Annotated in this window: 12 protein-coding genes; 2 read left to right on the top strand and 10 right to left on the bottom strand. The window is 60.3% G+C overall.

Features of this window, described 5'->3' with window-relative positions; all coding sequences use genetic code 11:
* Positions 1-228 precede the first annotated feature (228 nt).
* Genes KBF66_RS12155 through KBF66_RS12140 form a run of 4 tightly spaced genes read right to left on the bottom strand, consistent with a single transcriptional unit; the run spans position 229 to position 3,195 of the window.
* Positions 229-1,005: an SDR family oxidoreductase gene (locus KBF66_RS12155; protein ID WP_296656857.1), complete on the bottom strand. Its 777-nt coding sequence runs from the start codon at positions 1,003-1,005 to the stop codon at positions 229-231.
* Entirely contained in the window at positions 1,002-1,649 is a 648-nt protein-coding gene (gene lptC, locus KBF66_RS12150; protein ID WP_296656854.1) for an LPS export ABC transporter periplasmic protein LptC, read from the bottom strand. Before lptC ends, KBF66_RS12155 begins: the two co-directional genes overlap by 4 nt.
* Positions 1,649-2,194, bottom strand: a complete 546-nt coding sequence (locus tag KBF66_RS12145) for a 3-deoxy-D-manno-octulosonate 8-phosphate phosphatase (protein WP_296656853.1) — start codon at positions 2,192-2,194, stop codon at positions 1,649-1,651. Before KBF66_RS12145 ends, lptC begins: the two co-directional genes overlap by 1 nt.
* On the bottom strand, positions 2,194-3,195 hold the full coding sequence (locus tag KBF66_RS12140; RefSeq protein ID WP_296656851.1) for a KpsF/GutQ family sugar-phosphate isomerase: 1,002 nt from the start codon (positions 3,193-3,195) through the stop codon (positions 2,194-2,196). Before KBF66_RS12140 ends, KBF66_RS12145 begins: the two co-directional genes overlap by 1 nt.
* Before the next feature lie 70 nt (positions 3,196-3,265).
* On the opposite strand from KBF66_RS12140, the gene KBF66_RS12135 reads away from it, so the two are divergent.
* Positions 3,266-5,251, top strand: a complete 1,986-nt coding sequence (locus KBF66_RS12135; RefSeq protein ID WP_296656849.1) for a monovalent cation:proton antiporter-2 (CPA2) family protein — start codon at positions 3,266-3,268, stop codon at positions 5,249-5,251.
* 44 nt (positions 5,252-5,295) lie between these two features.
* Positions 5,296-5,850, top strand: a complete 555-nt coding sequence (locus KBF66_RS12130; protein WP_296656847.1) for an adenine phosphoribosyltransferase — start codon at positions 5,296-5,298, stop codon at positions 5,848-5,850.
* Positions 5,851-5,882: 32 nt separating this feature from the next.
* Here the strand turns inward: KBF66_RS12130 and KBF66_RS12125 are convergent, their stop codons facing one another.
* The 6 genes from KBF66_RS12125 to rpmH all read right to left on the bottom strand — a co-directional run bounded on the left by KBF66_RS12125 (position 5,883) and on the right by rpmH (position 10,676).
* A complete protein-coding gene (locus tag KBF66_RS12125) occupies positions 5,883-6,572 on the bottom strand; it encodes a hypothetical protein (RefSeq protein WP_296656845.1) in 690 nt (229 codons plus the stop codon).
* A 63-nt stretch (positions 6,573-6,635) separates the two neighbouring features.
* Complete coding sequence (mnmE, locus tag KBF66_RS12120; RefSeq protein WP_296656843.1) at positions 6,636-8,051, bottom strand: tRNA uridine-5-carboxymethylaminomethyl(34) synthesis GTPase MnmE; 1,416 nt, start codon at positions 8,049-8,051, stop codon at positions 6,636-6,638.
* An 18-nt stretch (positions 8,052-8,069) separates the two neighbouring features.
* A complete protein-coding gene (yidC, locus tag KBF66_RS12115) occupies positions 8,070-9,782 on the bottom strand; it encodes a membrane protein insertase YidC (protein ID WP_296656842.1) in 1,713 nt (570 codons plus the stop codon).
* On the bottom strand, positions 9,779-10,060 hold the full coding sequence (gene yidD / locus KBF66_RS12110; protein ID WP_296656840.1) for a membrane protein insertion efficiency factor YidD: 282 nt from the start codon (positions 10,058-10,060) through the stop codon (positions 9,779-9,781). The genes yidC and yidD overlap by 4 nt, the downstream gene beginning before the upstream one ends.
* On the bottom strand, positions 10,057-10,476 hold the full coding sequence (locus KBF66_RS12105) for a ribonuclease P protein component (RefSeq protein WP_296656838.1): 420 nt from the start codon (positions 10,474-10,476) through the stop codon (positions 10,057-10,059). Before KBF66_RS12105 ends, yidD begins: the two co-directional genes overlap by 4 nt.
* A 65-nt stretch (positions 10,477-10,541) precedes the next feature.
* A complete protein-coding gene (gene rpmH / locus KBF66_RS12100; RefSeq protein ID WP_005798102.1) occupies positions 10,542-10,676 on the bottom strand; it encodes a 50S ribosomal protein L34 in 135 nt (44 codons plus the stop codon).
* Positions 10,677-10,736: the final 60 nt, after the last annotated feature.

Here is a 10,736-nt window from a genome sequence, read left to right as displayed (position 1 = left end):
CACATCGGCAGCGCGTCGCAGTACTGCCTCCTGGTTGGGCGTGGTACGCAACCCCAGGCGTGCAGAGCGCGGGGCGGGTGAGGTCCTTGCAGTCATGGGGCTTCCAAAGAAGTGAGAGATGGATAGCAATGTTAGTACAAATAGCTAACATCCGTTGCTACGGCGGTGGTACAAGCTTGCGCCGTGCTACTTTTCAACGCGACCAGTGATCGATCTCTTGGCAGGCGGCTACGAATCAGTCGAACGTGGCTTTCGCGGTCGCCCGGCCAGCGCTTTGTCAAACAGCCAGTTCGGCAACAGTCGCAGCAGCTTGGCCACCACGCCCATCTGCCAGGGGATGACGCGGTAACTCACTTGCGCTTCGATGGTTTTGAAGGCTTTTTCAGCGAACACGTCCGCCTGCATCAAGAACGGCATGCTGTAACTGTTGTTCTGTGTCAGTGGTGTGGCGATGTAGCCCGGGCAAATCGTCACCACCTTCACTCCGCTTGAGCGCAACTCGCCGCGCAGACTCTCGCAATAGCTGATCACGGCCGCCTTGCTGGCGCAGTAGCCACCATGGCCGGGCAGGCCGCGAATGCCGGCCACGCTGCCAATGCCTACCAGCGTGCCACTGCCGCGCGCCACCATGGCGTTGATGAACGGGCCAAAGGTGGCCGCCACGCCGACCACGTTGGTGCTCAAAATTCGCGCCATCACCTCCAGGTCTTCAGGGCGCGATGAGTCCACACCGATGCTGATACCAGCATTGGCAATCACCACGTCGGGTACGCCCTGGCGCGTCAGGCAGTCCTGCGCCGCTGCGGCCAGTCCTTCGCTGTCAGCCACATCGGCACTGTAAATTTGATATCTGTCCACACTGATTTCGGCTGCGCGTAGCCAAGCCTGAATGGTATCTGTGCGGCGCGCCAACAGGGCCAGTCGATAGCCCTGGCGCACAAAATGCAAGGCCATGGCCTGCCCCAGTCCGCTGGACGCACCGGTGATCAGAACAAGTTTGCTCATGGTTTGGCCAGTGCTGCCTTGGGCACCTTCGGCCTGGCCAGTCCAGGCGTCAACACGCCAATGACGCGCCCCTGCAATTGCAGCAGGCGCTTCTGGTTGTCGAAATCCATGCTGTCGGCGGTGAAGTGATCCGTGCCGCGCGTCAGCACCACCGGTTTGTCTGACACCACCCGCTCGGTGTTCAGAAACGCGTGCAGGTATTCACCCGAGAAAGTCATCTCGGGTTGCACCACACCACCCGCGCCGGTCATGGGCGAGCGCACCACCTGCGCAGCGCCGATAAGCTGAACCTCCGAGGCGTCCTGATTGGTCACCGCCTGGCGTGCCGTCGCGGTGGTCAACCGGCCCTGCGGGTCAAACGAGCGTATCCGTACCTGATCAATCTCCAGCGCACCGGTATCAGGAAAGTGTCTTGCTTCCCCCCCCAATACCTCACTTTTGAGCTCACCTTTGGCATTGAAGGTCTTGACCGAAAAGTTGCGCATGAAATAGTCGGGCAAATGGGGTTTGGCTGAGTCGACCTTGGTGGGTTGGCTCACCGGGGTACTGCGCACCAGCCAGTAAGTCGCCATCGCCAGCGCCCCCATCAGAAACACTGGCAAGTACAGCGTCATCCGGTCAAATATCAAGCGCAGCGCAGTCATCACGCCAGTGTCTCACGCAACAGATCCGCGTAGCGACCACTGGCCACCAGCAACAGGTCGCACAACTCACGCACGGCGCCAGCGCCCCCATGCCGATGGGTCACGTAGTGCGCCATGGCCAGTGGCTCGGCCTGCGCGTTGGCAGGGGCGCAGGCAAAGGCGCAGCGTGTCATCACCGGCAGATCTGGCCAGTCGTCGCCCATCGCAGCCGCTTGCCTCCAGTCCAGCCCCAGGGCTCTGAGCGCAGATTCTGCGGCCGGGCGCTTGTCTTCGGTGCCATAAAAAGCATGGGTAATGCCAAGTGCCGCCAGTCGAACTCGCAAAGGTTTGCTGTCGCGTCCGGTGATCACCACCGGGGTGATGCCGGCGCGCTGCAGCAACTTCAGCCCATGGCCATCGAGCGTGTTAAAGCGTTTGAGCGTCTCGCCAGCCTCTGAGAAATAAAGTCCGCCATCGGTCAGCACCCCGTCCACATCAAAAAATACCACGCGGACGCCTTGCGCCTGGAGCAACAGTTCGGGCGGGAAGTTCAGCGCCGGTTGCATCAGATCACCTTGGCACGCATCAGGTCGTTGCTATTGAGCGCACCACACAGTCGGCCCTGCGCATCGAGCACCAATACGCTGGTGATGCGCCGAAGCTCCATCAGCTCGGCCGCCTCGACCGCCAGCGCGTCACAGCCAATGGTGCTGGGGTTGGGGTGCATCACCTGAGCGGCGGTGCTGCTGCGCAGGTCGACCCCTTTTTCGATCAACCGGCGCAGGTCGCCGTCGGTAAAAATACCCAGCACACGGTCATCCGCGTCCACGACCGCGGTGGCACCCAGGCCACGGGCGCTCATCTCGCGCATCAATTCACTGAAGGAAGCTTCCAGCCCCACCCGTGGCACTGCCTCGCCGCTGCGCATCACGTCGCTCACGTGGGTCAGCAGTTTGCGCCCTAAAGCGCCACCCGGGTGCGAGCGGGCAAAGTCTTCGGCCTTGAAACCACGCGCATCCAGCAGCGCCACCGCCAGCGCATCTCCCAGCGCCAGTTGCGCCGTCGTGCTGGCTGTCGGCGCAAGGTTCAAAGGACAGGCTTCTTTCTCGACACCGCTGTTCAAAAACACATCGGCGTGGCGTGCCAGCGTCGAGTCGGCGTCCCCCGTCATGGCCAGCAAGGGTGCACCCAGGCGTTTGATCATCGGCAACACGGCGTTGAGTTCTTCGGATTCACCGCTGTTGGAGATTGCCAGCACCAGATCCACCGCCTGGATCATGCCCAGATCGCCATGGCTGGCCTCGGCCGGGTGCACAAACATGGCTGGTGTGCCGGTGGATGCCAGCGTGGCCGTGATCTTGCGCCCGATGTGGCCACTTTTGCCCATGCCCATCACCACCACCCGCCCCCGAACACTCAGCATCAGTTGCACCGCCTGGGCAAAATCAGCGCCCAAGTGCCCACGCAGTCCCAGCACCGCAGCGGCCTCGATGTCGAGGGTTTCCCGGGCCAGTGCGAGGGCGCGGCTGGCGTCAAACGCCTGCGGGCGGGAAAGATCGGTGGTCATACGTTCATTTTATCGGTGCGCCAATCGCTTGCGCGGCCACGCTGTATTGGGTGCTTGGTAGTATCGGGGGGTGAACCCGCTTGACCTGACCTTACTCTATTTACTGGCCGCCGTGCTGGGCGTGGTGGTGTGCCGCACGCTCAAGCTGCCACCCATGCTGGGTTATCTGGCGGTCGGTGTGGTGATTGGCCCGAACGCACTGGCGCTGGCCAAAAATGCCGACGGTGTGCGCCACCTGGGCGAGTTTGGTGTGGTGTTCCTGATGTTTGTCATCGGTCTGGAATTCAATCTGCCCAAACTGCGAACCATGCGCCAGCACGTGTTCGGGTTGGGACTGTTCCAGGTCACACTGACCATGCTGATGACCACTGTGGCGAGCATGGGTTTTGCCCTGCTGGCACCGGCGCACTGGGGTATGGACTGGAAAACCGCGCTGGCCTTGTCCAGTGCCATGGCCATGAGCAGCACCGCCATCGTGGTCAAGCTGATGTCCGAGCGCATCGAAATGGAAAGCGAACACGGCAAGCGCGTCATGGGTGTATTGCTGTTTCAAGACTTGGCTGTAGTGCCCTTGCTGGTGCTGATTCCGGCACTTGGTGCGAGCCCAGAGCAAATGGCGGAAACGCTGACATTGGCCATGCTCAAAGCGATGGCACTGATCACCCTGCTGCTGGTGGGCGGTCCGCGCATCATGCGCTGGTGGTTGACGCTGGTGGCGCGGCGCAAGAGTGAAGAGCTGTTCGTGCTCAACCTGCTGCTGGTCACCTTGGGGCTGGCCTGGTTGACCGAACTGGCTGGTTTAAGCCTGGCGCTGGGCGCGTTCATCGCCGGCATGCTGATTTCCGAGACACAGTACAAGCATCAAGTGGAGACCGACATCCGCCCGTTTCACGATGTGTTGCTGGGTTTGTTTTTCATCAGTATCGGGATGATGCTCGACTGGCGCCTGGTGTTGGAACGCTGGCCATTGGTGCTGGTGCTGATGACCTTGCCAGTATTGTTCAAGGCCGTGCTGGTCACCGCCATCACCCGTTTGCTGGGCGCTAGCATGGGCATCTCACTGCGCACTGGCCTGTATCTGGCGCAAGCCGGTGAGTTCGGTTTTGTTTTGCTGGCGCTGGCACAAAACCACGCCCTGGTGCCGCCAGAACTGCTCAACCCCATTCTGGCCGCGATGGTGCTCTCCATGCTGGCCACGCCGTTCATCGTGATGCACAGCAACACCATCGTGTTGCGACTAGTCAGCAACGAATGGTTGATGGAATCGGTCCAGATGACCAGCATTGCCCGCAAGTCGATCAAGGCGAACAAACACGTGATCATTTGTGGTTTCGGGCGCTGCGGCCAGAACCTGGCACGCATTCTGGACAAGGAGCACATTCCTTACATGGCACTTGACCTGGACCCGGACCGGGTGCGCCAGGCTGCCGCCGCCGGCGACTCGGTGGTGTTTGGTGATGCCGCCCGACTGCAGGCGCTGATGGCGGCCGGCCTGGCACGTGCCAGTGCGGTGGCTGTAACTTACCTGGAAACCGCCAGCGCCATGAAAGTTCTCACCCACATCCAGGCGCACGCGCCTCAGGTGCCGGTGGTGGTGCGCACCCAGGACGACCATGACCTGGAACTGCTGCAAAAGGCTGGCGCCACCGAAGTGGTTCCCGAGGCCATCGAAGGCTCGCTGATGCTGGCCAGCCATGCGCTGGCGCTGGTGGGCGTACCCATGCGTCGGGTGATTCGCATCATTCAGGAGCAGCGTGATGCGCGCTATAGCCTGTTGCGTGGTTTTTTTCGCGGCTCCGACGACGCCAGCGTGGACGAGACCGAGCAGGAGCGATTGAGCTCACTCAGCCTGCCACTGCGTGCCCGCTGTGTCGGGCGCCAGGTGGGTGAACTGCAGTTGCACACACTTGGCGTACAACTGGTCAGCCTGCGTCGCAAATCCGGCCAGGTCATGGCCATCACCGATGCACTGGAATTGATGGACGGTGACTCCCTGGTGCTGTCCGGCAAAGCCGGCCCGATCCTGCAAGCCGAGCACCATCTGCTCAAAGGTTGAATCACCCCGTCACGCGCCAAAAACAAGTACCTCTGGAACCCACCATGCTCAACATCAGCGTCAACCAATACCTTCGTGACCACATCCGCACCGTGCTGGACTGGCCGGCCCCGGGTGTGCAGTTTCGCGACATCACCCCGCTGCTGCAGGACGCCAAGGTATTTCGGGTACTGATTGACGCCTTTGTCCACCGCTACATGGACCCGGACATGCGCCCTGATGTGGTGGCCGGGCTGGACGCACGCGGCTTTATCCTGGGTGCAGTGGTGGCCTACGAGCTTGGGGTGGGGTTTGTGCCCATCCGAAAAAAAGGCAAGCTTCCGTTCACCACGGTTGAGGAAACCTACGAGCTCGAATACGGCAGCGCCACCGTCGAGCTGCACACCGATGCCGTCAAACCTGGCAACCGGGTCCTGCTGATCGATGACCTGATTGCCACCGGCGGCACCATGATGGCCGGCAAAAAACTGCTGGAAAAACTGGGCGCCACCGTCATGGAGGGCGCGGCCATTGTTGACTTGCCCGAGCTCGGTGGCTCAGCCAAGTTGCGCCAGGGTGGGCTGCCGCTGTTCACGCTGGTGGACTTTGCCGGGCATTGAGCCCGTTCTCACCCGGCAAGCCTTATCAAGGCTTAATTCAAATCGCCAAACTGGGTCCGACTCAGCGGCGAAGCACCTTCATCAGACTCCAGTAGCTGGGTATCTTCAAAACCTGGTGCGGCATTTGGTTTGCGCGAACCCGAGGCCGCTGGCGCAATAACGGTCACGGCACTGGCGATCGCCTGTTTGAAGGCCATCATTTCGTCCTGCCCGATGGGTTCAAAACCTTGTGATTTGGCCCCGCCCCGGCCGACCGGCGCGGGCGCAGTCGCGTTCTTTTCGACCGCCGTGGCCTGCGCCGGTGCTGGCGCGGCCGCTGGTGTGACCGGTGCGGCCACCGGCGCCTGGGCGGCACCCAAGCCAGCCTCCAGTTGACGCCAATACACCGCCTTGACTCGTAGCGCATGCCGCTCTTCAGCGACATTGCTAAGTAAATTTTCGATCTTGATCAAGTCCCCCGCCGACATGATTGGACCCGCCATCACATCGATCATGACCAGAAATTGGCTGCCTTGCGTGTCGAGCGACAACACCTTGAACTTGTAGTGTGAGGCCAGCACTTCGCTGCGCATCATCACATCACGCACCACGCCGTAGAGCTTGTCACGCCGATCGTGGCGCTGCTTTTTGAGTTCAGCCAACGCGGACCCTGCGCTCAGCTTGGGCGACTCTGCCACGCCGGCAGGCGCCGGCTCAGGGAATAACCAACTAAAAAAAGACACGGTTACAACCTCCCACCACATCGATTCGTGTGGTCTGCAATTGTCAGCCAAAGTGAAGAGTTTTTACTTACCAATGCAAAAACTTGAAAAAATAACGCCCAGTAAATCGTCAGAGCTGAACTCGCCAGTGATCTCGGACAGCGCATTCTGCGCCAGTCGCAGCTCTTCAGCCAAAAGATCCAGCGCCTGTGCCTGTAAGTCCAGGTGTCCGCTCGCTGCCGCCAGATGCAGTTTGACCTGACCAAGTGCCCGCACATGGCGTTCGCGCGCCATGAAGACCCCTTCGGCCCCTGACTGCCAGCCCGCCACCGACAGCAGACGCAGGCGCAAGGCATCCAGCCCAAGTCCGGTCTTGGCTGACAAACGCACCCCGTCTGTGGCATCAGTGCCCACCACCCACTCGACCACATCGGCTTTGTTCCAGACCTCGATCAGCGCGACCTCTTTTGGCATCTTTAGCGCCATGGAACTGTGAATATGGGCATCTGCAGCTACATATTCAGGTGCATTGCAGCGTGTCAGATCGTGCAAGAACAACACCGCATCGGCCTGCTCGATCGCATCCCATGCCCGCTCAATGCCGATTTTCTCCACCTCGTCGTCACTGTCGCGCAACCCGGCAGTGTCAATCACATGCACCGGCACACCTTCGATCTGAATGGTTTGCTGCACCTTGTCGCGGGTGGTCCCCGGCACCGCCGTCACGATGGCCAGCTCGGCACCCGCCAGCGCATTGAGCAACGAAGATTTTCCAGCGTTAGGTTGCCCGGCAATGACCACCTTGATGCCTTCACGCAACAAGGCGCCCTGGCGAGCCTGTTGCAGCACCCCAGACACATCTTGCTGCAACCGCTGCAGCTGCCCAAGCGCATCGGCTTTGCGCAGGAAGTCAATTTCTTCTTCGGGAAAGTCCAGTGTCGCCTCCACCAGCATCCGCAGATGGATCAGCGCGTCACGCAGTTGATGGATATGCTGCGAAAACGCCCCCGACAAAGACCGACTGGCGCTGCGCGCAGCCGCCTCGGTGCTGGCGTCAATCAGGTCAGCAATGGCCTCTGCCTGCGCCAGATCCATCTTGTCATTGAGGAAGGCTCGACGGGAAAACTCACCCGGCTCAGCCAAGCGCAGCCGCGCCAGGGTAGGTGTGCCGTCGGGTCGCACCGCCGCCGCCGCGGACAGGCAGCGCGCCAGCAGCAATTGCAGTACCACAGGGCCGCCATGCGCCTGCAGCTCCAGCACATCTTCCCCAGTGAAGGACTGCGGCGCCACAAAGTAAATCGCCAACCCATGGTCTATTGCTATCCCGTCCTGGTCGACAAATGCGGTGTACGTGGCCAGACGTGGTTGCAGGGTCTTGCCACATAGGGCAAGGGCCAAGGGCAGCAAGCCACGACCACTGATACGCACAATACCCACAGCGCCGCGCCCGGGCGCCGTAGCAACAGCCACTATGGGATCCTGAGTCCGCCCTAGGCTCACTTCAGGACCACTTTCCCATTAGAACTTGGGCATGTGAAACTTGGGTGGTACGCCCATGCGGGTGTTGATGACCCACTGCTGGGCGATCGACAAAATATTGTTGGTGATCCAGTACAACACCAGGCCCGAGGGGAAGAAGAAGAACATCACGCTGAACGCCAATGGCATGAACCACATCATCTTGGCTTGCAGTGGGTCAGGCGGCAAGGGGTTGAGCGATGTCTGCAGCACTGTGGTCAGTGTCATGATGATGGGCAGAATGTAAAACGGGTCCGGGCTGGAAAGGTCATGGATCCAGCCCAGCCAGGGCGTATTGCGCATCTCCACACTCGACAGCAGCACCCAGTACAGCGCAATAAACACCGGAATCTGGATCATGATCGGAAAGCACCCACCCATCGGGTTGACCTTCTCCTCGCGGTAGATACGCATCATCTCCTGCTGCATCTGCTGCGGATTGTCTTTGAGGCGCTCACGCATCTCGGTGATCTTCGGGTTGACCGCCTTCATCTTGGCCATGCTGGCGTAGGCTTTGGCATTGAGCCAGTAAAACGCGGCTTTGAGCAGCAGCACCAGCGCCACAATCGCCCAGCCCCAGTTGGCAATCAACCCGTGCAACTTGACCAGCAGCCAGTAAAGCGGCTTGGCCAGCATGGTCAGCCAACCGTAGTCTTTCACCAGCTCCAGTCCGGGTGCCAGCGTTTCAAGCACCGTTTCTTCTTGCGGGCCGGCAAACAGTCTGGTCTCGACCACTTTGCTGGCACCTGCGGCGATCGGTTCGAGCGGCGCGATCATGCCCACCGAGTACAGATTGGTGTCAACCTTGCGCATGAACAACTCACGCTTGATGCCGTCGCCCAGCAGCCAGGCACTGGCAAAGTAATGCTGAACCATGGCCACATAGCCGTTTTCCGCCACCTTCTCGATGTCCACATTGCCTTTCTCGATGTCGGCAAACTCGACCTTCTGATACTTCTTGGCCTCGGTATAGACCGCTGGCCCGGTGAATGTCGAATAGAAGGACGACTCTCCTGGCGGCTTGTTGCCATCGCGCACCAGTTGCAGATAGAGCTGAGGACTGACTGTAGCGGCGCTGACATTGCGAACCTCGTGCTTCACCATGACGGCATAACTGCCACGTGTGAAGGTATAGGTCTTGACCAGCTTCACACCCCCCACTTCAGGCGATTCAAACTGCACATCCAGGGTCTGGCTGCCCTCCTTCAAAGTTCGATCACCTGCAACAAGCGTCATTAACGACTTGTGGGTCGGCAGCGCGGCACCACCAGCCCCGGCAATCAGACCACTCTGCGCCATGTAGACGCGCTCCTTGCTGTTGTCGAACAGGACAAAAAGATGCGCTTTGTCGGCCATGTCCTGGTGCTTGAGAAACTCGCTGCGCACCACTGACCCACCCTCAGTGCTCAGAGTCAATTTCAGCACGTCGGTTTCAATCACCACCTTTTCGGCGGCAACTGCACTTGCGGCCGGCGGCACCAAACCAGTTGCAGCATTTGCTGGCGCCGAGCCAGCAGCCGTTAGCGTGGCGGCCGTTGGCACCCCTGCAGGCACACTGGCCGTCCCAGCTGCTGAGGCGGCTGTTGCCGCGACCGGCGCCGCTCCCGGGAAAAATGTGGGTTTGTTGCCGTTGTGAATCTGCCATTTGTCCCACAGCATGATCATGGCAAAGCCAAAAATCACCCACAAAATAGTGCGCCGGATATCGTTCATGAGGACTTCTTTGGAGAGGAAGGTGGAATCAATCTTGTCAACAAACCCGCCGCCGGGGTGGATGCCTCTGGCACCGGGTCAAGCCCGCCTGCACACCAGGGATGACAGCGGCCGATGCGATGTAGCGTCAGATAACTGCCTTTGAGTGCGCCATGCCGTTGCAGTGCGCCAATGGCGTAGGCCGAACACGTGGGCTCAAATCGGCAGGACGAACCCAGAGAAGGGCTCAATAAAAGGCGGTAGGCTTTCACCACGCCAATCAGCAGACGGGCAATCATGCACACTCCGCTGGTGCTGGTGGTGCCGGACGAATTGCTTTGCCAAACAAATGCAGCAACTCCTGGCGCACCGCTGCCTTCAGCGCGTCCGAGCTGGCACTGACAAACCGGCTCCGATCAAAGCTGGCACGCAACCGCACCACATGGGCTGCGCGAGCCAGCGACAACTCAAACTCGCCGCCCACGGTATAAACCTGACGTTTGATGGCATTGCGTGTCACCGCACGTTTGGCCCAGCGTTTGGGCACCATCGCACCCAACCACACATCCTGCACGGCAAACAGGTTTTGCTGTTCCGTTTGCTGCGTCGACCCAGTATTCAGCGCGGTGCAATGCAGTGCGAAGTGCGGCGTGCGCGCCAGCGTTTCACCACCCAACACCGCCTGAAACTGTTGACGCGTCTTGAGACGTTTCAAACTCGGGCACCCTAGACCGTACACCTGACTTGCCAAACAGACAGTTGCCTGCCCCGGCAGCAAAATCAGACAGCCAGACGCTTGCGGCCTTTGGCGCGACGCGCGTTGATCACCGCCCGGCCACCGCGGGTTTTCATGCGAACCAAAAAACCGTGGGTACGGGCGCGACGGGTTTTGGAGGGTTGGTATGTGCGTTTCATTGTTGCAAATCCTAAGAGACACGAGGGCGACGCCAGCCAGCGCAACCAAAACTGGCGCAA

Origin of the sequence: Rhodoferax sp. (genome assembly GCF_018063565.1) — a bacterium.
Lineage (GTDB): Bacteria > Pseudomonadota > Gammaproteobacteria > Burkholderiales > Burkholderiaceae_C > Rhodoferax.
This window is presented reverse-complemented; position numbering and strand designations above follow the sequence as displayed.

Coding starts and splice junctions, on each gene's coding strand:
- lptC (WP_296656854.1), bottom strand. CDS start 1,649: ATGACTGCGCTGCGCTTGATATTTGACCGGATGACGCTGTACTTGCCA.
- rpmH (WP_005798102.1), bottom strand. CDS start 10,676: ATGAAACGCACATACCAACCCTCCAAAACCCGTCGCGCCCGTACCCAC.
- KBF66_RS12130 (WP_296656847.1), top strand. CDS start 5,296: ATGCTCAACATCAGCGTCAACCAATACCTTCGTGACCACATCCGCACC.
- yidD (WP_296656840.1), bottom strand. CDS start 10,060: ATGATTGCCCGTCTGCTGATTGGCGTGGTGAAAGCCTACCGCCTTTTA.
- KBF66_RS12140 (WP_296656851.1), bottom strand. CDS start 3,195: ATGACCACCGATCTTTCCCGCCCGCAGGCGTTTGACGCCAGCCGCGCC.
- KBF66_RS12155 (WP_296656857.1), bottom strand. CDS start 1,005: ATGAGCAAACTTGTTCTGATCACCGGTGCGTCCAGCGGACTGGGGCAG.
- KBF66_RS12145 (WP_296656853.1), bottom strand. CDS start 2,194: ATGCAACCGGCGCTGAACTTCCCGCCCGAACTGTTGCTCCAGGCGCAA.
- yidC (WP_296656842.1), bottom strand. CDS start 9,782: ATGAACGATATCCGGCGCACTATTTTGTGGGTGATTTTTGGCTTTGCC.